Source organism: Mixta mediterraneensis (assembly GCF_030283135.1).
GTDB lineage: Bacteria > Pseudomonadota > Gammaproteobacteria > Enterobacterales > Enterobacteriaceae > Pantoea > Pantoea mediterraneensis.
Genome location: NZ_JASUAZ010000006.1, coordinates 37,096 through 57,896 on the forward strand (window position 1 = coordinate 37,096; position 20,801 = coordinate 57,896).

Annotated in this window: 13 protein-coding genes and 1 pseudogene; 10 read left to right on the forward strand and 4 right to left on the reverse strand. The window is 49.1% G+C overall.

The features are described from left to right. The first annotated feature begins 95 nt into the window (after window positions 1–95). From QRY16_RS06085 to QRY16_RS06105, 5 genes and pseudogenes are all read left to right on the forward strand, one after another. Complete coding sequence (locus QRY16_RS06085) at window positions 96–3,533, forward strand: DNA translocase FtsK 4TM domain-containing protein (RefSeq protein ID WP_289775983.1); 3,438 nt, start codon at window positions 96–98, stop codon at window positions 3,531–3,533. A gap of 183 nt (window positions 3,534–3,716) precedes the next feature. Beyond that, window positions 3,717–4,325 carry an outer membrane lipoprotein periplasmic chaperone LolA gene (gene lolA, locus QRY16_RS06090; RefSeq protein ID WP_289775984.1) on the forward strand — a complete coding sequence of 203 codons (609 nt, stop codon included), beginning with the start codon at window positions 3,717–3,719 and terminating at the stop codon, window positions 4,323–4,325. Between the two features lie 70 nt (window positions 4,326–4,395). Next, a complete protein-coding gene (locus QRY16_RS06095) occupies window positions 4,396–5,682 on the forward strand; it encodes a replication-associated recombination protein A (protein ID WP_289776057.1) in 1,287 nt (428 codons plus the stop codon). A 94-nt stretch (window positions 5,683–5,776) separates the two neighbouring features. Then, window positions 5,777–7,069 carry a serine--tRNA ligase gene (gene serS, locus QRY16_RS06100; protein WP_289775985.1) on the forward strand — a complete coding sequence of 431 codons (1,293 nt, stop codon included), beginning with the start codon at window positions 5,777–5,779 and terminating at the stop codon, window positions 7,067–7,069. Window positions 7,070–7,383: 314 nt separating this feature from the next. Then, window positions 7,384–8,539, forward strand: a pseudogene (locus tag QRY16_RS06105) (MFS transporter). A gap of 77 nt (window positions 8,540–8,616) precedes the next feature. Here the strand turns inward: QRY16_RS06105 and pflA are convergent. The 4 genes from pflA to ycaO form a co-directional block, all read right to left on the reverse strand. Continuing rightward, entirely contained in the window at window positions 8,617–9,357 is a 741-nt protein-coding gene (gene pflA / locus QRY16_RS06110; RefSeq protein ID WP_193403313.1) for a pyruvate formate lyase 1-activating protein, read from the reverse strand. Window positions 9,358–9,525: 168 nt separating this feature from the next. Further along, window positions 9,526–11,808: a formate C-acetyltransferase gene (gene pflB, locus QRY16_RS06115; RefSeq protein ID WP_193403920.1), complete on the reverse strand. Its 2,283-nt coding sequence runs from the start codon at window positions 11,806–11,808 to the stop codon at window positions 9,526–9,528. A 71-nt stretch (window positions 11,809–11,879) separates the two neighbouring features. Further along, window positions 11,880–12,740 (reverse strand): formate transporter FocA, encoded by an 861-nt coding sequence (gene focA / locus QRY16_RS06120; RefSeq protein WP_193403919.1) that lies wholly within the window; start codon window positions 12,738–12,740, stop codon window positions 11,880–11,882. A gap of 372 nt (window positions 12,741–13,112) precedes the next feature. Beyond that, window positions 13,113–14,876 (reverse strand): 30S ribosomal protein S12 methylthiotransferase accessory factor YcaO, encoded by a 1,764-nt coding sequence (ycaO, locus tag QRY16_RS06125; protein WP_193403312.1) that lies wholly within the window; start codon window positions 14,874–14,876, stop codon window positions 13,113–13,115. A 312-nt stretch (window positions 14,877–15,188) separates the two neighbouring features. Here ycaO and serC point away from each other — a divergent pair, with 312 nt between their 5' ends. The 5 genes from serC to ihfB all read left to right on the forward strand — a co-directional run bounded on the left by serC (window position 15,189) and on the right by ihfB (window position 20,684). Continuing rightward, on the forward strand, window positions 15,189–16,274 hold the full coding sequence (serC, locus tag QRY16_RS06130) for a 3-phosphoserine/phosphohydroxythreonine transaminase (protein WP_289775986.1): 1,086 nt from the start codon (window positions 15,189–15,191) through the stop codon (window positions 16,272–16,274). Window positions 16,275–16,359: 85 nt separating this feature from the next. Next, window positions 16,360–17,646: a 3-phosphoshikimate 1-carboxyvinyltransferase gene (gene aroA / locus QRY16_RS06135; RefSeq protein WP_289775987.1), complete on the forward strand. Its 1,287-nt coding sequence runs from the start codon at window positions 16,360–16,362 to the stop codon at window positions 17,644–17,646. Between the two features lie 193 nt (window positions 17,647–17,839). Then, a complete protein-coding gene (gene cmk, locus QRY16_RS06140) occupies window positions 17,840–18,520 on the forward strand; it encodes a (d)CMP kinase (RefSeq protein ID WP_289776058.1) in 681 nt (226 codons plus the stop codon). 122 nt (window positions 18,521–18,642) lie between these two features. Beyond that, window positions 18,643–20,316 carry a 30S ribosomal protein S1 gene (rpsA, locus tag QRY16_RS06145; RefSeq protein WP_289775988.1) on the forward strand — a complete coding sequence of 558 codons (1,674 nt, stop codon included), beginning with the start codon at window positions 18,643–18,645 and terminating at the stop codon, window positions 20,314–20,316. 83 nt (window positions 20,317–20,399) lie between these two features. Then, the gene (ihfB, locus tag QRY16_RS06150) at window positions 20,400–20,684 is read left to right on the forward strand and encodes an integration host factor subunit beta (RefSeq protein ID WP_289775989.1); all 285 of its coding nucleotides are present in this window, start codon (window positions 20,400–20,402) and stop codon (window positions 20,682–20,684) included. The last annotated feature ends 117 nt before the right edge of the window (window positions 20,685–20,801 follow it).

Sequence of the window (20,801 nt, forward strand, 5' to 3'; positions counted from 1 at the left end):
GGGATTTCGATACACTCCTGTGAATTCATACAGGATCAGCGTCGGGGTTGCCCGGCGCTGTTGCTTCATACTTTACAGGCACCTGGAGAGTCCTCTTGAGCCAGGAATACACAGAAGATAAAGACGTTTCGTTACAATCGCTGAGCAGTGGACGTCGTCTACTGGAAGCGTTGCTCATCCTGGTGGCGCTTTTTGCCATCTATTTGATGGTTTCTTTGGTCAGCTTTAACCCTTCCGATCCGAGCTGGTCGCAAACGGCCTGGCACGAACCTATCCACAATATTGGCGGGAGCGTTGGCGCCTGGCTTGCGGATACCTTGCTTTTCATTTTTGGCGTTATGGCTTATGCCATTCCTCCGGTCATTCTTGGATTGTGTTGGATCGCTTTTCGCCAGCGTGATAAGCAGGATTATTTCGATTATTTTGCTGTTGGCTTACGTTTAATCGGCGTGCTGGCGCTGGTAGTCACTACGTGCGGCATGGCGGCACTGAACGCGGATGACATCTGGTATTTCGCGTCTGGTGGCGTAATTGGTAGCCTGGTTAGTAACGCCATTGCGCCATGGTTTAGTCCAGCGGGCGGTACGCTAGCGTTGCTGTGCGTCTGGGCGGCGGGTGTTACGCTGTATACCGGCTGGTCATGGCTGACGATTGCCGAAAGAATTGGCGGCGTAGTCATGGGCATACTGACTTTTGCCAGCAATCGATCACGTCATGATGAACGATGGCAGGAAGAAGATGAGGCGGACTATGACGAAGACGCTGCATCTGCGCCTGCATCCAGTTTGTATGCTATCCCACAGGATGACGATGATGTGCTGTTGGCTGCACCACATAGCGCACCTGCCAGCGAGGTTAACAACCCGCAGGATCCGTTATTAGCGAAAGCGGCGGCGGCAACCAGTGCTGCTGTGACCGCCACAGTAGAAGCCGCAGAGGTTAAATTAGCACCGGTACAACCTGCAGCGCCTGTTTCAGCGGCGTCGCCGGCTTCGCCTGCTGCGCCATCTGAAACAGTCCAGGCGGCTCCCCTTAAACCTGCTTCCTCGCAAGCACCAGACAGTTCGCCGCCACTTTATCGCTTTGAAGTGCCTGAAGAAAAACCAGTTTCAGCGCCGCAGTTTTCTGCTTTTACAGATGATGAACCTAAAATGGGCAACTGGCGTGAGACATCCTCCTCATTGCCAGAAGTGCCTTCCGCGATAGCCGCCGCCGTTGTCAGCACTGCCGCTGCGTCTGCCGCGTCGCGTGCGTCTGCACTGGCACCGACGTTTGATCCTGCTCCTGAAATCAATCACAACCCGCAGGTTAAGCAAGGGATCGGGCCATCTTTACCACGTCCCAATCCGGTGAAACTGCCGACGCGTCGTGAGTTAGCATCTTATGGCATTAAATTGCCTTCACAGCGTATGGCGGAAGAGAAGGCTAAAGCGGAAAGGTCCAGTGCTACTCAGTCAACCATGGCCGCGGAAGAAAATGCCACCTGGACGCCAGATGACGAGGAAGCATTACAACAGGCTAAACTGCGTGAAGCTTTTCAGTCTGAACAACAGCAGCGCTATGGGGAAAACTGGCAGCAGGAAGAAGAGGATGAAGACGCTCTGCAGCAGGCTTCGCTCGCTCGTCAATTTGCAGAGCAACAGCAGCAACGCTATGTTCCAGAGCAAGAGCAAGAGCAAGAGCAAGAGCAAGAGCAAGAGCAAGAGCAAGAGCAAGAGCAAGCCACAGCGCCAGCGTTTAATCTGGATACCTCTTCCGCCTTCGATTTTTCACCAATGAAAGATCTGGTCGATGACGGCCCAACTGAGCCGCTGTTTACTATCGCTGCGATGCCTGAACCGGAAGAACCTGCGGTATCACATGAACCGTGGCAGCAAAAGGCGGAAGTCGCTGCACCTCAAACGCCAGCACCGGTTCCACCACCGGAAGCGCATTCTCCTTTTGCAGCATCCGTCCCTACACAAGCGGCTGAAGAAGCGAAACCTTCGCTGCATGACAGTCTGATTCATCCTTTCCTGATGCGTCACGAACAGCCGCTAGAGAAACCATCCACACCGTTGCCTACGCTTGGCCTGTTGACGGCTCCGCCAGAAGAGGAAGAGCCGGTAGACATGTTCGCGCTGGAGCAAACCGCACGCCTGGTTGAGTCACGCCTGGGAGATTATCGCGTGAAAGCCGAAGTGGTCGGCATTTCGCCGGGGCCAGTCATTACGCGTTTCGAGCTGGACCTGGCGCCTGGCGTGAAAGCTGCGCGTATCTCTAATCTTTCGCGGGATTTGGCGCGCTCGCTTTCGGCCGTTGCGGTTCGCGTGGTAGAAGTTATTCCCGGCAAACCCTATGTCGGGCTGGAGCTGCCAAATAAACACCGGCAAACCGTTTATCTGCGTGAAGTGCTGGATTGTCCTAAGTTCCGCGACAATCCCTCTCCGCTGGCGGTGGTGTTAGGGAAAGATATTGCCGGACAACCTGTGGTAGCTGACTTAGCCAAAATGCCACATCTGCTGGTTGCGGGTACGACCGGTTCTGGTAAGTCTGTGGGCGTTAACACCATGATTATCAGCATGCTGTATAAAGCAACGCCGGAAGAGGTGCGCTTTATTATGATCGACCCGAAAATGCTGGAGCTATCTGTCTATGAAGGCATTCCACACCTGTTAACCGAAGTGGTTACCGACATGAAAGACGCCGCCAATGCGCTGCGCTGGAGTGTGGGTGAGATGGAGCGTCGCTATAAACTGATGTCTGCTCTGGGCGTGCGTAATCTGGCTGGCTACAACGAAAAAGTTGAACAGGCCGAAGCGATGGGCCGCCCGATCCCCGATCCGTTCTGGAAGCCGGGTGACAGCATGGATATGACGCCGCCGGTATTAGAAAAGCTCCCTTATATTGTGGTGCTGGTGGATGAATTTGCCGACCTGATGATGGCGGTGGGTAAAAAAGTGGAAGAGTTGATTGCTCGCCTGGCGCAAAAAGCTCGTGCTGCTGGTATCCACCTGGTGTTAGCGACGCAGCGCCCATCGGTTGATGTGATCACCGGTTTAATTAAGGCCAACATTCCAACCCGTATCGCCTTTACTGTATCGAGCAAGATTGATTCACGTACTATTCTCGATCAGGGCGGAGCCGAATCCTTACTGGGCATGGGGGATATGCTTTATATGCCGCCGAACTCATCAATGCCTGTGCGTGTTCACGGGGCATTTGTTCGCGACCAGGAAGTGCATGCGGTGGTGCAGGACTGGAAAGCGCGTGGTCGTCCGCAATATATTGAGAGCATTACCGCTGGCGAAGAAAGCGAAGGCGGTGCAGGCGGAATGGACAGTGATGAAGAGCTCGATCCCCTGTTCGATCAGGCAGTAGCGTTTGTGGTCGATAAACGGCGGGCATCAATTTCTGGGGTACAGCGTCAGTTCCGTATTGGTTATAACCGTGCGGCGCGCATCATTGAGCAGATGGAGGCGCAAAGCATCGTCTCTCCTCCGGCACATAACGGGAACCGTGAGGTGTTGGCTCCGCCACCACATGAAATGTAACGTGATCAAGACAAGCGTTGAAACTTAAATCAATGAGCCAGTTTATACTGGCTCATTGTTTATCAGCCGATCATCCCCATATTTGACTATGATTTCGGTTTTTTCTCCTGTTTAAATGGCAGGACGGCGTTCAGTCTTAAAGACGCTATTAATGGGAAACGAAGAGATAAGGAATTGAAGCAAATGAAACTACGTGTAATGGCTTTTGGCCTGTTGGCCACTTTCGCTTCTGCCAGCGTGTTGGCTGATGCTTCAAGTGATTTGCAGCAACGTCTTAATAAAGTCAGCAGCTTTCACGCCAGCTTCACCCAGAAGGTAACAGACGGCACTGGCGCAAACGTACAGGATGGTGAAGGTGAATTGTGGGTGAAGCGCCCCAGTCTATTTAACTGGCACATGACGGCACCGGATGAAAGCGTCATCATTTCTGATGGTAAGTCGCTGTGGTTTTACAATCCTTTTGTCGAGCAAGCGACAGTGAGTTTACTGAAGAATGCGACCAGCAATACGCCGTTTATGCTTATTGCGCGTAATCAGTCCAGCGACTGGCTGCAATATAATATTAAACAGAAGGGCGATAACTTCGAGCTGACACCGAAAAACAGTGACGGCAATCTGAAGCAATTCACCCTTTCGGTGACGCCGGACGGGACTATCAACCAGTTCAGCGCGATTGAGCAAGATGGCCAGCGCAGCAGCTATCAGCTGAAAAGCCAGAAAAATGGCGCAATCAGTCCAGATAAATTTACGTTCACACCGCCTAAAGGCGTAACGGTGGACGATCAACGTTGATGAGGTTGTAGTGAGTAATAACCTGTCTCTGGATTTTTCCACCGAAGATTTCAAACCCCTGGCCGCGCGTATGCGGCCAGAAACGTTGAAACAGTATATCGGTCAGCAACATCTGTTGGCACCGGGCAAGCCCTTGCCGCGCGCTATCGAAGCCGGGCATCTGCATTCAATGATTCTTTGGGGGCCGCCGGGAACAGGTAAAACTACGCTGGCAGAAATTATCGCCCATTACGGTAAGGCTGATGTTGAGCGTATCTCTGCTGTGACGTCTGGCGTTAAAGAGATCCGTGAAGCGATTGAACGCGCCCGCCAAAGTAAACAGGTGGGACGTCGTACCATTCTGTTTGTGGATGAGGTGCATCGATTCAATAAAAGTCAGCAGGACGCCTTCTTACCGCACATTGAAGATGGAACCATCACTTTTATCGGTGCCACTACCGAGAATCCCTCTTTTGAGCTGAACTCCGCGCTGTTATCACGCGCCCGCGTTTATCTGCTTAAATCATTATCCAGCCAGGATATTGAGCAGGTCCTGCTGCAGGCTATGCAGGATAAAGAACACGGTTATGGTAACAGCGACATTGTATTACCCGATAACACTCGGCGGATGATTGCTGAGCTGGTAAACGGTGATGCGCGTCGTGCCTTAAATACGCTGGAAATGATGGCGGACATGGCAGAAGCTAATAGCGCCGGTCAGCGGGAATTAACGCCACAGTTACTCAATGAAGTGTCAGGTGAACGTTCGGCTCGTTTCGATAATAAAGGCGATCGCTTTTACGATTTGATTTCAGCGTTGCATAAGTCGGTCCGGGGTTCGGCACCGGATGCGGCTCTTTACTGGTATGCGCGCATTATTACTGCGGGTGGAGATCCACTTTATGTCGCACGGCGACTGCTGGCCATTGCCTCTGAAGATGTGGGAAATGCCGATCCACGCGCTATGCAGGTTGCTATTGCCGCCTGGGATTGCTTTACGCGAGTCGGTCCAGCGGAGGGGGAACGCGCCATTGCACAGGCGATTGTTTATCTGGCATGCGCACCCAAAAGTAATGCGGTTTACACTGCATTTAAAGCCGCGATGCACGATGCACGTGATAATCCTGATTACGATGTTCCTGAACATTTACGTAATGCGCCGACAAAATTGATGAAAGAGATGGGCCTCGGCAGGGAATACCGTTATGCGCATGACGAGGTGCACGCTTACGCCGCAGGTGAGAACTATTTCCCCCCTGAAATGGCACAAACGCGCTATTACCATCCCACTCAGCGCGGGCTTGAAGGCAAAATTGGCGAAAAGCTAGCCTGGCTTGCTGAGCAGGATCAAAATAGCCCGACAAAACGCTACCGCTAAAACAGGCGTTGCGGTAATGTGGTCAAGGTTTTCAACGCGTTCCAGCGGGAACGCGTCCTTTCTTTTAAACAACTTTCAAATACACAGGATAAGCATGCTCGATCCCAATCTGCTGCGTAATGAGCCAGACGCAGTCGCAGAAAAACTGGCACGCCGAGGATTCAAACTGGATGTAGAAACGCTGCGCTCCTGTGAAGAGCGTCGTAAAGTGTTGCAGGTTGAAACGGAAAATCTGCAGGCTGAGCGTAATTCACGATCCAAATCCATCGGTCAGGCCAAATCCCGTGGGGAAGACATCGAGCCGCTGCGTCAGGAAGTGAATGCGCTGGGCGAACGCCTGAATGCTGCTAAAGCAGAACTGGACGAGCTGCAAAATAAAATTCGTGACTTTGCTTTAGCATTGCCTAACGTGCCAGCAGATGAAGTGCCGTTGGGCAAAGATGAAAACGATAATCAGGAAGTCAGCCGCTGGGGTGAACCACGCCAGTTTGATTTCCAGGTAAAAGATCATGTAGAGCTGGGAGAAGCCGCCAAAGGGCTGGATTTTGCTGCGGCGGTAAAACTGACCGGTTCACGTTTTGTCGTGATGCAGGGTCAGATTGCCCGTCTGCACCGCGCGCTTAGTCAGTTTATGATTGACCTGCACAGTGAGCAGCACGGTTACCTTGAAACCTATGTTCCGTATCTGGTCAATCATGCGACGTTATACGGTACAGGGCAGCTACCAAAATTTGGTGAGGATCTTTTCCACACTAAACCGCTGGCAGAAGAGTCAGACAGCAGTAACTACGCCTTGATCCCAACAGCCGAAGTGCCGCTGACCAATCTCGCTCGCGACGAAATCCTTGAAGAAGAAAGCCTGCCGATAAAGCTGGCCGCACATACACCATGTTTCCGTTCTGAAGCCGGTTCGTATGGACGTGACACCCGAGGTTTGATCCGTATGCATCAGTTCGACAAAGTTGAAATGGTGCAAATCGTGACGCCCGAAACCTCAATGGATGCGCTGGAGGAGCTGGTTGGTCACGCTGAAAAAGTCTTACAGCTATTGGATCTGCCGTATCGTAAGGTGCTGCTATGCACTGGCGATATGGGTTTTGGCTCAACCAAAACTTACGATTTAGAGGTTTGGTTACCTGCACAGAATACTTATCGCGAGATTTCATCCTGCTCCAATATGGGCGACTTTCAGGCGCGTCGTATGCAGGCGCGTTGTCGTAGTAAGCAAGACAAAAAGCCACGTCTGGTCCATACACTGAATGGTTCAGGGCTGGCAGTAGGCCGTACCTTAGTTGCGGTGCTGGAAAACTATCAGCAAGCTGATGGCCGCATTAGAGTGCCGGAAGTGTTACGTCCTTATATGAAGGGCATTGAGTTTATTGGTTAACAGACGTTTTAATTAAGCCCGACTCAGGTCGGGTTTTTTTATGGCTGAATGAAATTATTCAGGCAGTTAGAAGCACAAACCTATCACAAATAAACGTTATCGATATTTTGATGGGCTTATGGCTTAAAAATCTCTCTATTCATAGAGATAGGAAAAACGGATGCAGTGATCAGCTGCAGCCTAACTTACTGAAGATTAGTAAATTAAATTGTCGTGCAGCAAAAAATGCTGTGTTGATTTTTAGCCCGTTGACTTTAAAAAAAGCAGTGGCAAACTGCGCGCAATTTCCTTTCTTCCTTTCGGTTTTATCTACTATGTCTACCTGGTCACGCCCTGTGATGTTGCTGCTTTGCGGCTTGCTGTTAATGACGGTTTCAATTGCAGTACTTAACACGCTTGTCCCGCTGTGGTTAACGCATGATTTACTGGCGACCTGGCAAATAGGCATGGTCAGCTCCTCTTATTACACCGGCAATCTGATCGGCACTTTTTTGGCTGGCTGGCTGGCTGATAAAAAAACAGGGTTTTAATCGTAGCTATTATCTTGCGTCGCTGTTATTTGCGGCGGCAACGGTTTGCCTGGCATTATGTAATGGTTTTTGGGGCTGGACAGCGTTGCGTTTTATCGCTGGCGTGGGTTGTGCGTTGATATGGGTGGTTGTAGAAAGCGCTTTGCTGTGTAGCGGCACCGTTCGTAATCGCGGTCAGCTGCTGGCAGCTTATATGATTGTTTATTATCTCGGTACGGTTGCTGGCCAGCTGTTGGTAAGCAAGGTTACTACTGAAGTCGTAAGCGTTATTCCCTGGGTGACAACGCTGGTGATATGCGCTGTCTTACCACTGATTTATATGCGTGTGGCTTCTGAAAGTGAATCGACTGAAGCAGCACCGGGACGAATCTGGCCCATGCTGCGTCATCGCAGTTCACGTCTTGGTATTAATGGCTGCATCATTTCTGGCATTGTTTTAGGTTCGCTATATGGACTGATGCCGCTTTATCTGTCACATCAGGGTATGAGCGACGCCAATGTAGGCTACTGGATGGCTTTGCTGGTCAGTGCGGGGATTGTAGGGCAATGGCCGGTTGGGCGTCTTGCCGATCGCTTTGGGCGTATGCTGGTCCTGCGTGTGCAGGTATTTGTGGTGATTCTTGGCGCGTTAGCGATGCTATCCGGCGCTGCGATGGCACCCGCGCTTTTCATATTAGGACTGGCAGGCTTTACGCTGTATCCGGTAGCCATGTCCTGGGCATGCGAAACCGTTGCACATCATGAACTGGTGGGAATGAATCAGGCATTACTGATGAGCTATACGGTTGGCAGTCTTGTGGGCCCGAGTATGACTTCGATGCTGATGCAAAATTATTCTGACCGCTTATTATTTGTGATGATCGCAGTAGTCTCGCTGGTCTATTTAGTGATGCTGTTGCGCAAAGCCGATCAGCAGGCCACACCTGTGGCGCATGCCTGAAGTTAAATAGCCAGACATGTAAAGGAGAGCAAATGCTCTCCTTTTAAGACATACAGTTAATTAAGACATAACGCTAATTAGTACATAACGTTGTGACCGTAGCTGACCAGAACACTCTTTACCCGCTCCATGGTTTCTTTAGATGGCGGTTTCACGCCATCAAGCTTGTACTCCTCACCCATCGCAATCCATTTATGCTTACCCAGTTCGTGGTAGGGCAGCAGCTCGATTTTCTCAACATTATCCATGTCCCTGGTAAACTCGCCCAGGCGATGCGCTGATTCATCGTCATCAGAATAACCCGGAACAACGACAAAGCGTATCCATGTCCGCTTGCCTTTCTTCTGCAGATAGCGTGCAAAGTCCAGGGTACGGTGGTTTGAAACACCAACCAAAATCTGGTGAATATCATCATTCATCTGCTTGAGGTCGAGCATGACCAGATCGGTTACGTCGAGTAGCTCATCAACTACGGGATCATAACGACGGACAAAACCATTGGTGTCCAGGCAAGTATGAATACCCTCGGCCTGACAAGCACGAAACCAGTCGCGAACAAATTCTGCCTGTAAAATCGCTTCGCCACCTGATGCGGTTACGCCGCCGCCGGAAGCATTCATAAAGTGGCGATACGACAGAACGTCCGCCATCAAGGCTTCTACCGTAATTTCTTTACCGCCATGCGTGTCCCAGGTATCGCGATTATGGCAATAAAGGCAGCGCATCAGGCAGCCCTGGAAAAAAGTGATGAAACGGATGCCGGGACCATCAACAGTACCGCAGGATTCAAATGAGTGGATGCGACCGATGACTGACATTGCGATGTATTCTCCAGATAAGCCTGTCGTAGCAGGCTGCACAATCTGTGTTGTGCTCAGAATATAAAAATCAATTTTGGTTGGCGCCTGCCACAGAAAACAACCAAAGCCGATTTTTAGATAAAAGGCTCCTTTAAGGAGCCTTTTTATTATCGTAACGCCTGGCCTTTAAAGCGATTGTGTGAAAGTCCGTGTAATTACATCCTGCTGCTGTTCTTTTGTCAGTGAGTTAAAACGAACGGCATAACCTGAAACCCGGATGGTCAACTGTGGGTATTTTTCCGGATGTTCCATGGCATCTAACAGCATTTCACGGTTCATGACATTCACATTCAGATGCTGACCGCCTTCACTATTCGCTTCGTGGTGGAAATAACCATCCATCAAGCCTGCCAGGTTAGCCTTACGTACATTATCGTCTTTACCTAACGCATTCGGCACAATTGAGAAAGTATAAGAAATACCGTCTTTCGCGTAAGCAAACGGCAGTTTTGCAACTGAAGTCAGGGAAGCAACAGCACCTTTCTGGTCGCGACCATGCATCGGGTTAGCACCCGGTCCAAAAGGAGCGCCTGTACGACGACCATCTGGGGTGTTACCAGTTTTTTTGCCGTAAACCACGTTTGAAGTGATGGTCAGCACTGACTGGGTTGGTACAGCATCACGATAAGTCGCTAATTTCTGAATTTTCTTCATGAAGCGCTCGACTAAATCGCAGGCCAAATCATCAACGCGCGAGTCATTATTACCAAACTGCGGATATTCACCCTCGATATCAAAGTCAACCGCCAGGCCATCTTCATCGCGAATCGGTTTTACCCTGGCATATTTAATTGCAGATAATGAATCTGCTGCTACTGACAAACCAGCGATGCCGCAAGCCATGGTGCGATAAACGTCGCGGTCATGAAGCGCCATTAAGGAGGCTTCATAGCTGTATTTGTCATGCATGTAGTGGATAATATTTAGCGCCGTCACATATTGTTTCGCTAACCAATCCATAAACTGGTCGAGGCGTTCCATTACGGTATCGAACTTCAACACATCATCGGTAATTTTATCGCCTTGCGGGCCAACCTGCATTTTCAGCTTTTCGTCGACACCGCCATTGATGGCGTACAGCAGCGTTTTTGCCAGATTGGCGCGTGCGCCAAAGAACTGCATTTGCTTGCCGACAATCATTGGGCTTACGCAGCATGCTATTGCATAGTCATCATTGTCGAAATCAGGTCGCATCAAATCATCATTTTCGTACTGCAGAGATGACGTATCGATGGAGACTTTCGCCGCGTATTTTTTGAAGTTGACCGGAAGTTTCTCCGACCACAAAATAGTCATGTTCGGTTCTGGCGAAGGACCCATGGTGTAAAGCGTGTTCAGGAAACGGAAGGTACTTTTACTTACCAGCGTACGTCCATCCATACCCATGCCAGCCAGAGATTCAGTTGCCCAGATTGGGTCGCCTGAGAAAAGCTCATCATATTCCGGCGTACGCAAGAAGCGCACCATACGTAGCTTCATGACTAAATGGTCGATTAGCTCCTGCGCTTGCTCTTCATTTAGTTTGCCTGCTTTTAGGTCGCGTTCGATATAGACGTCAAGGAAGGTGGACACGCGTCCAAATGACATCGCTGCGCCGTTTTGCGATTTTACAGCAGCCAGATAACCGTAATAAGTCCATTGAACGGCTTCGATTGCATTGGTCGCCGGGCCAGAAATGTCGTGCCCATATTTAGCCGCCATCTCTTTAATTTGGCCTAAAGCACGATGCTGATCTGCAATTTCTTCACGTAAACGGATGGTCGCTTCCAGGTTAACGCCGTTCTCAAGGTCACTTTGTAGAGAAGCAAACTGCGAGAATTTATCTGCCATCAGAAAATCAATGCCATATAGCGCTACGCGGCGGTAATCACCAATAATACGCCCGCGACCATATGCGTCGGGCAAACCGGTCAGGACGCCTGATTTGCGGCAACGCATAATATCTGGCGTATACACGTCAAACACGCCCTGGTTGTGGGTCTTACGGTATTCAGTGAAGACTTTTTTTAGCGTGGGATCGAGTTCGCGACCATAAACTTTACACGAACCTTCGACCATTTTGATGCCGCCAAAGGGAATAATGGCGCGTTTTAATGGAGCTTCGGTCTGCAGACCCACTATTTTTTCCAGCGACTTATTAATATAGCCAGCTTCGTGTGAAGTAATGGTCGAGGCAAGATCAGTGTCGAAATCTACCGGCGCATGGGTGCGATTTTCAATTTTGATACCTTCCAGCACGCTTTCCCATAATTTTGTGGTCGCGTCTGTTGCGCCAGCCAGGAAAGATTCGTCACCTTCATAAGGCGTATAGTTTTTTTGAATAAAATCGCGCACATTGACGCTGTGTTGCCATTCGCCAGTAGCGAACCCTTCCCAGGCTGAAGCCAGTTTTGCATTAAGTTCGGTCATCATATACCTGCCTTATCGAAGAAGACTTTTACATTCAAGCGCAAAGAAGCGTCTGCGCTGTCCGGATACGTTTAATGCGCTGCGTCATCGCTACGTAAGTAGATAACCCAGTAAGTCAACCCAACCAGCAGACCACCACCGATAATGTTGCCAAGGGTGACCGGAATCAGGTTGTCGAAAATAAAGTTATTGACGGAAAGTGCCTGAAATTCTGATGCGCTTGCACCGGCTGCCTGCCAAAAGGCTGGGCTGGCAAAATCGCGGATAACAATAGCGAAAGGAATCAGGAACATATTGGCAATGCTGTGTTCGAAGCCGCTGGCAACAAACATTGCAACTGGCAGAATCATTACCACTAATTTATCGGTGAGTGTTCGGCCAGAGTAACTCATCCAGACTGCCAGGCAGACCATCAAATTAGCAAGCGTGCCGAGGCAAACAGCTTCAATAAAGGTGTGGTGCATTTTATGGTCGGCTGTTTGCAGAACATTTAAACCCCATGCGCTATTTGCGGTCATGTGTTCGCCAGAAAACCACATCAATGCAACGAAAAACAGGGCACCAGCCAGGTTACCGAAATAAACGTTGGCCCAGTTACGCGCCAGTTGCCCCCAGCTTATGCGTCCACTCGCTTTGGCGACGACAATTAATACCGTTGAGGTAAACAGGTCCGCGCCGCAAACGACAACAAGCATTAAACCGAGTGAAAAGCAGATACCGCCTGTTAATTTTGCTATTCCAGCAGGCATAGCAGCACTGCCTGTGGTTGCAGTGATATAAAAAACAAAAGCAATTGAAATAAAAACGCCAGCAGTGATGGCCAAAAAGAATGTAGTAAAGGGATGTTTAGTCGCTTTATAAACGCCGGCATCTTCAGCCACTTTTGCCATCGCAGCTGGTAATAACAGATTGAAAGGATTATCAGCTTTCACGCTAATCATCTCCGAAATTTGTCTGTAAAAATACTAACAAAGGTACAGGGAAGGGGATTTGATATGGATCATGTTTGCCGGATTGGTGATAAAAACTAGCTTAAAAAATAAGCTTATTTGTTTTTAACTTGTTGAATTTCATTGTTTAAATTTATTTTAAAAAATAAAATATTTTTTTTATCGTGGCTGACTGGATTTTCCCAGCCTGAAGTCGGGTTTTAAAGAAAAATAATATGTTAAACGTATTAGAGCATTTGCCGGTGCGTTTTTAATGGTTCAATTTCTTAGCGTTATTAAAAAATGGCACTAAATAATTTTAGTGCCATTGATGCTTATTCTGTTTTGATTTTCACCCATTTAAAATGGTGGGTTTTATTTATTATTCCAGTAGATGCGCTTGGCATTTTGCAGCTTTTCATAGGCTGCAAGTAATGACTGATGCGCAGCGAAAGTTTTCAAATCGCTATCAACAGGTTGCAGTCCGTTAAATGGCGCTTCACCGCAGATCGCTGCGGAGGCTGCTTCAACTGTTTTAGCGCCATACATACGGACAAAAGCGTGATGATATTGAAGCGGATCGCGTTCATCTTCCATTGCCAGCAGCAAAAGAGTTTGTAGGCAACGATAGTAGTTAGCGCGTTCTGGGGTGAAAATTGAGCTGTTAAACTCCATTGTCCACTCAGTCCAAATCAGCGCCTGATCTAAATCACCACCCGCTAACGCTAGCATCGCTTTCAGTTCTCCGATACGCAGCGTATACCAACCGTTGTCTTTCCCGGTTGCCAGGCCTAATAACTCACGTACGCGAGTGAAATCATCAAAGCCTTCCTCATCCAGTTGGGCGATCAAATCCAGATACTCTTCTGGATTCCAGTTGCTTTCGGGTAATGCCAGTAACGTTTCACGAATACCGGCTCCCATGCTGTTGTTTGCCAGTAACAAATCGTCTGCCGGATAAATATCAGACATGCCGGGTACAATAATACGGCAAGCGTAAACGCCCAGATGTTCATAATCCGCGATATAAACTTCTTGATCTTCAGCGCGGAAAATAGCCATTAATGTATTGAATTCTTGTTCCGTGGAGCCGCTAAACGTCCAGTCAACGAAAGGATAATCGGCCGTTTCCTTAAACAGATCCCATGAGATTAAGCCACTGGAATCAATAAAGTGTGTTTCCAGATTGGCATGTTCAGCGACTTCTTCATCATCAAATGTCGGCGGCGTAAAGACATCCAAATCTTTCAGGCTGCGGCCCTGAAGTAATTCTGTGACTGTACGCTCCAGCGCAACACCAAAATCTGGATGAGCGCCGAAAGAGGCGAAACAAGTGCCATTTTCGCGATTGAACAGCACGACACAGATAACCGGATATTTGCCGCCCAGCGATGCATCGTAGGCGAAAATAGGGAAACCTTCGTCTTCGAGACGAGCAATAGCCTCAATGACGTCCGGATAACGCTGCATAACATTTTTCGGGATTTCAGGCAGGCTGATTGCTTCGGCAATAATACGGTTTTTGATATAGCGCTCAAACACTTCCGATAAACCCTGGACTCGTGCTTCGTTCGCGGTATTACCTGCAGACATGCCATTAGAAACATAAAGGTTGCCGATAATGTTCATCGGAATATAAACCGTTTCCAGGTCTGACTGGCGGGTAAAAGGTAAGGCACAGATGCCGCGGTCGCTGTTACCTGACTGCAAATCAACCAGTTCCGCTGCTGTTAACGCATTCTCTGGATCGTAAAAAGCGTGAAGGCGACTATCAAGAATGCCTTCAGGAAGCGCATTATTGGCAGGCAAGGGGAACCATTTTTCATTGGGATAATGAACAAAGTCGCCATTAGCAATGGAATTTCCTAGCCAGAAATCAGCGAAAAAATAGTTGGTGGAGAGGCGTTCAAAGTATTCACCTAAAGCAGAGGCCAAAGCCGCCTTCTTGCTGGCGCCTTTGCCGTTGGTAAAACAAAGTGGGCAATCACGGTCACGAATATGCACAGACCAGACATGTGGAACGGGATTCAGCCAGGAGGCTTCTTCAATATTAAAGCCAAGGTCCTGCAGTTTAAGCTGGAAGCGTGTGATTGAATCTTCCAGTGCGGCGTCTTTGCCTGGGATAAAAGTTTGCGTCATAGTGCCGCTCTCTCTGTTATAGGTGTGCGTAAAGCGCGCAATGATACGGACTTTACTGCTTGTTCGCTATTAAGGCGTCACAAATTTCTGCTGGCTATTTTTCACACTTTTAGTTGTTAACCCAGCCCATAAAATCATTTCACACGAGCAGCCTCACAATATTTCGCTGCATTGTGCATACGCAACATAACCTTCCACGAGGCAAATTCAGAAAATGTGACCGCTCTCCGATTTATGATTGCAGCAGCCAGTAGGCAGTGATAAAACCGATAGATTATTCATAACCGTTCGATATGACAGTGGTGAGGGGAAATGACACAAGTTTATAATTTTAGCTCCGGCCCAGCGATGCTGCCGGTAGAAGTGCTCCGTCGTGCAGAACAAGAACTGACAAACTGGCACGGCCTGGGTACCTCTGTAATGGAGATCAGCCACCGTAGTAAAGAGTTCATACAGGTAGCAGAAGAGGCCGGGCAGGACTTGCGTGATCTGCTGAAAATACCGCCCAACTACAAAGTTTTATTCTGCCATGGCGGCGCGCGCGCTCAGTTCGCTGCAGTTCCTGGTAATCTGTTAGGCAACGCATCAGGCGCTGATTATATTGATGGCGGCTATTGGGCTCATAGTGCAATTAAAGAAGCAGAAAAGTACTGTTCCCCACGTACGCTGGATGTAAAAACCACGCTTGATGGTAAGCGCGCCATTCTGCCAATGAGCGAATGGGATCTCAGTGACGATGCTGCTTATGTGCATTTTTGCCCAAATGAAACGATTGATGGAATCGCCATTGATGAGCAACCCGACTTTGGGAATAAAGTCGTAGTCGCAGATCTTTCTTCTACTATTCTTTCAGGTCCCATTGATGTTAATCGTTATGGTGTGATTTATGCCGGTGCGCAAAAGAATGTCGGACCTGCAGGCTTAACCCTGGTGATTGTGCGTGAGGATTTATTAGGCAAGGCGCATCCCTACGTGCCGTCAGTCCTTGATTACAAAGTCCTGGCAGAAAACGATTCGATGTTTAACACGCCGCCAACCTTTGCCTGGTATCTCTCTGGATTGGTATTTAAATGGTTAAAAGAGAAGGGCGGCGTAAGCGAGATGGATAAAATCAATCAAGCTAAGGCTGACTTACTTTATGGTGTAATTGATAAAAGTGGCTTTTACCGTAATGACGTTGCGGTCAATAATCGCTCACGCATGAATGTTCCATTCCAGTTGGCGGATGCTTCTCTGGACAAACTCTTCCTGGAAGAATCATTTAAGGCTGGCTTACATGCGCTGAAGGGGCATCGGGTGGTAGGCGGTATGCGTGCTTCTATCTACAATGCAATGCCGTTAGAGGGCGTAAAAGCGCTAACAGATTTCATGTCTGATTTCGAGCGTCGCCACGGTTAATTAATAATGACCTGCCAATTTTCGTATTGGCATCGACCCCGTCGGCAGGCGGGGTTTTTCGTCTTTTTTGAGGATTTAGTTTCACATGCAGGACTCCCTGACTCTACAACCGATTGCTCGTGTTAATGGCACTGTTAACTTACCCGGTTCTAAAAGCGTGTCAAACCGAGCTTTGCTACTGGCCGCACTGGCGAAAGGTACTACCCGGCTGACTAATTTGCTCGACAGTGACGATGTGAAGCATATGCTCAATGCGCTAAAAGCGCTGGGTGTGAATTATACGCTTTCCGACGATCGTACCGTGTGCGAGGTAACGGGAAATGCAGGACCACTGCTGTCATCTGCGCCGTTAGAATTATTTTTGGGTAACGCGGGTACAGCGATGCGTCCGCTGGCAGCTGCGCTGTGTTTAGGTCAGCAAAACGTTGTGTTGACTGGTGAGCCTCGCATGAAAGAGCGTCCAATTGGTCATCTGGTGGATGCCTTACGCCAGGGCGGAGCAAAGATCGATTACCTTGAGAACGCTGATTATCCGCCGCTTCATCTGCATGGCGGTTTCGTGGGGGGCGAGGTCAGTGTTGATGGCAGTGTATCCAGCCAGTTTTTAACCGCCTTGCTCATGACGGCACCTTTAGCTGAGCAAGATACACACATTACGATTAAAGGCGACCTGGTTTCAAAACCCTACATTGATATTACTTTGCATTTGATGCGCTGCTTTGGGGTAGAAGTTAACAACCAACGTTATCAGCGCTTCATTATTAAAGGGCAACAGCAGTATCAGTCACCGGGCGACTATTTGGTTGAAGGTGATGCTTCTTCTGCCTCTTATTTCCTGGCCGCTGCAGCGATTAAAGGCGGCACGGTTCGCGTTACTGGTATTGGTCGAAACAGCGTGCAAGGCGATATTCGTTTTGCAGATGTGCTAGAAAAAATGGGCGCGACCGTTGAATGGGGCGATGATTATATAGCCTGTACCGCTGGCAAACTGCAGGCCATTGATATGGATATGAACCATATTCCTGATGCAGCTATGACCATTGCAACGACAGCGTTGTTTGCAGAAGGCACAACGCAATTAAATAATATTTACAACTGGCGTGTAAAAGAAACTGATCGTCTGGCCGCGATGGCAATCGAATTACGTAAAGTTGGCGCTGAAGTTGAAGAAGGCCATGACTACATTCGTATTACGCCACCCGCTTCTTTAATTCACGCTGAGATTGGCACCTATAACGATCACCGCATGGCAATGTGTTTTTCATTGGTAGCGCTATCTGGCACGCCAGTAACTATCCTGGATCCGGGCTGTACGGCTAAAACATTCCCTGACTATTTCGAGCAGTTGGCTAAAATTAGCCAGAAAGCGTAAGGTTATCTATCCGGCGCTTCAGGCGTCGGATTTCTCGCTTTAACTGACCGCTCCTCCTTAGAAGTCCTCTGATTTGTCTCTAATTTTTAAGCCTGTCTATGCTAAAGAGTAACGAACCTGGCTCAGGCCGCGTATAATGCTTGCCATTATTAAGGCTTGATGGCCAATAAACGCGCAGCAACAGGAGAGAATGATGACGGCGACAGCCCCGGTTATAACTATCGATGGGCCGAGTGGTGCGGGAAAAGGCACCCTGTGCAAAGCGATGGCTGAATCCTTACAATGGCATTTGTTGGACTCAGGCGCGATCTATCGCGTGCTGGCATTGGCTGCGTTACATCATCAGGTTGATATTGAATCTGAAGAAGCGCTTGTACCGATTGCAGCGCATCTCGATGTGCGCTTTGTATCACAAAATGGTGATATGCAGGTTATCCTTGAAGGTGAAGAGGTAACGGGTGAAATTCGCACCCAGGAAGTAAGTAATACCGCTTCGCGGGTTGCGGCCTTTCCACGTGTACGCGAAGCGCTGTTACGACGCCAGCGCGGTTTTCGGGAAAACCCGGGGCTAATTGCGGACGGGCGCGACATGGGAACTGTGGTTTTTCCTGACGCACCGGTAAAAATATTTTTGGATGCCAGCCCGGAAGAGCGTGCACACCGCCGTATGCTACAGTTGCAGGAAAAGGGCTTTAGTGTTAACTTTGATCGCCTTTTAGCCGAGATAAAAGAACGCGATGACCGCGATCGTAACCGCGCAATCGCGCCTTTAGTTCCCGCTGAAGACGCGCTGGTTCTGGACTCGACACAGATGTCTATCGAACAGGTTATCGACAAAGCGCTGCGCTATGCCCGAGAAAAACTGGGCATTTAATATTTTGGTATGACAGAATTTATTAACCCTGTACCACGGACCCGGTGCTGGGCATGTGAAACAACCCCATCCGACATGAAGTCAGATGGACGTTAAATTGAAGAATCCTGAAGATTATCAATATGACTGAATCTTTTGCTCAACTATTTGAAGAATCCCTTAAAGAAATCGAAACCCGCCCGGGTTCCATCGTTCGTGGCGTTGTTGTCTCTATCGACAAAGACGTTGTTCTGGTTGATGCGGGCCTGAAATCTGAATCTGCAATTCCTGCAGAGCAGTTCAAGAACGCAGCCGGCGAGCTGGAAATCCAGGTTGGCGACGAAGTTGACGTTGCGCTGGATGCAGTAGAAGACGGCTTCGGTGAAACCCTGCTGTCCCGTGAGAAAGCTAAGCGTCACGAAGCCTGGATCACGCTGGAAAAAGCTTACGAAGAAGCAGAAACTGTTACCGGTGTTATCAACGGCAAAGTCAAGGGCGGCTTCACTGTTGAGCTGAACGGTATTCGTGCGTTCCTGCCAGGTTCACTGGTTGACGTACGTCCAGTTCGCGACACTCTGCACCTTGAAGGTAAAGAGCTTGAATTCAAAGTAATCAAGCTTGATCAGAAGCGTAACAACGTTGTGGTTTCACGTCGTGCCGTTATCGAATCTGAGAACAGCGCTGAGCGCGATCAGCTGCTGGAAAACCTGCAAGAAGGCATGGAAGTTAAAGGTATCGTTAAGAACCTCACTGACTACGGCGCATTCGTTGATCTGGGTGGTGTTGACGGCCTGCTGCATATCACTGATATGGCATGGAAGCGCGTTAAGCATCCAAGCGAAATCGTGAATGTGGGCGACGAAATCACTGTTAAAGTGCTGAAATTCGACCGCGAGCGTACGCGTGTATCTCTGGGCCTGAAACAACTGGGCGAAGATCCATGGGTTGCTATCGCTAAGCGTTATCCGGAAGGCACTAAGCTGACCGGTCGCGTTACCAACCTGACTGATTACGGCTGCTTCGTTGAAATCGAAGAAGGCGTTGAAGGTCTGGTACACGTTTCTGAAATGGACTGGACCAACAAAAACATCCATCCGTCTAAAGTTGTTAACGTAGGCGATGTGGTTGAAGTTATGGTTCTGGACATCGACGAAGAGCGTCGTCGTATCTCCCTGGGTCTGAAGCAGTGTAAATCTAACCCATGGCAGCAGTTCGCTGAGACCCACAACAAAGGCGATCGCGTTGAAGGTAAAATCAAGTCAATCACTGACTTCGGTATCTTCATCGGCCTGGACGGCGGCATCGACGGTCTGGTTCACCTGTCTGACATCTCCTGGAACGCGACTGGCGAAGAAGCCGTTCGTGAGTACAAAAAAGGCGACGAAATCGCTGCCGTTGTACTGCAGGTTGATGCAGAGCGCGAGCGTATCTCACTGGGTGTTAAACAACTCGCAGAAGATCCGTTCAACAACTACATCACTTTGAATAAGAAAGGTGCAATCGTCACCGGTAAAGTGACTGCAGTTGATGCTAAAGGTGCTACAGTTGAATTAGCAGACGGCGTTGAAGGCTACCTGCGCGCTTCTGAAGCTTCGCTGGATCGCGTTGAAGACGCAACTCTGGTTCTGAATGTTGGCGATGATGTTGAAGCTAAATTCACCGGCGTTGACCGTAAAAACCGCGTTGTTAGCCTGTCTGTTCGTGCGAAAGACCAGGCTGACGAGAAAGAAGCCATCAATACTGTTAACACCAAACAGGAAGAAGGCAATTTCTCTAGCGCTATGGCTGAAGCGTTCAAAGCGGCGAAAGGCGAGTAATTTCCCTAACGCACCGGGCAGGAAACTGCCCGGTTTCGGTAAAAAGCTGTCATACATTCCAATAGGGATTAACCGGAGGTTACATGACCAAGTCAGAACTGATTGAAAGACTGGCGGGCCAGCATACTCATATACCGGCGAAAGTCGTTGAGGGTGCGGTAAAAGAAATGCTTGAGCACATGGCCACAACACTGGCACAGGGCGAGCGCATTGAAATCCGGGGATTCGGCAGCTTTTCATTGCACTACCGCGCACCGCGTACAGGCCGTAACCCGAAAACGGGTGACAAAGTGGATCTGGAAGGTAAATACGTTCCTCACTTTAAGCCAGGCAAAGAATTACGCGACCGTGCAAATATCTACGGCTAAGCCAATACCGAATCGCATAAACGACATCTCCGGATGTCGTTTTTTTTGCTTAAATTTGCAATGTGAACCACTTTCCAAATTAATGTTATGTGAAATGCAAAAAGCGCGTCTTTCTGG

Bases quoted from the DNA above. Each gene is read 5' to 3' on its own strand.
- serC (WP_289775986.1), top strand. From the start codon at position 15,189: ATGACACAAGTTTATAATTTTAGCTCCGGCCCAGCGATGCTGCCGGTA.
- lolA (WP_289775984.1), top strand. From the start codon at position 3,717: ATGAAACTACGTGTAATGGCTTTTGGCCTGTTGGCCACTTTCGCTTCT.
- serS (WP_289775985.1), top strand. From the start codon at position 5,777: ATGCTCGATCCCAATCTGCTGCGTAATGAGCCAGACGCAGTCGCAGAA.
- QRY16_RS06095 (WP_289776057.1), top strand. From the start codon at position 4,396: ATGCGGCCAGAAACGTTGAAACAGTATATCGGTCAGCAACATCTGTTG.
- pflA (WP_193403313.1), bottom strand. From the start codon at position 9,357: ATGTCAGTCATCGGTCGCATCCACTCATTTGAATCCTGCGGTACTGTT.
- ycaO (WP_193403312.1), bottom strand. From the start codon at position 14,876: ATGACGCAAACTTTTATCCCAGGCAAAGACGCCGCACTGGAAGATTCA.
- pflB (WP_193403920.1), bottom strand. From the start codon at position 11,808: ATGACCGAACTTAATGCAAAACTGGCTTCAGCCTGGGAAGGGTTCGCT.
- aroA (WP_289775987.1), top strand. From the start codon at position 16,360: ATGCAGGACTCCCTGACTCTACAACCGATTGCTCGTGTTAATGGCACT.
- rpsA (WP_289775988.1), top strand. From the start codon at position 18,643: ATGACTGAATCTTTTGCTCAACTATTTGAAGAATCCCTTAAAGAAATC.
- cmk (WP_289776058.1), top strand. From the start codon at position 17,840: ATGACGGCGACAGCCCCGGTTATAACTATCGATGGGCCGAGTGGTGCG.
- ihfB (WP_289775989.1), top strand. From the start codon at position 20,400: ATGACCAAGTCAGAACTGATTGAAAGACTGGCGGGCCAGCATACTCAT.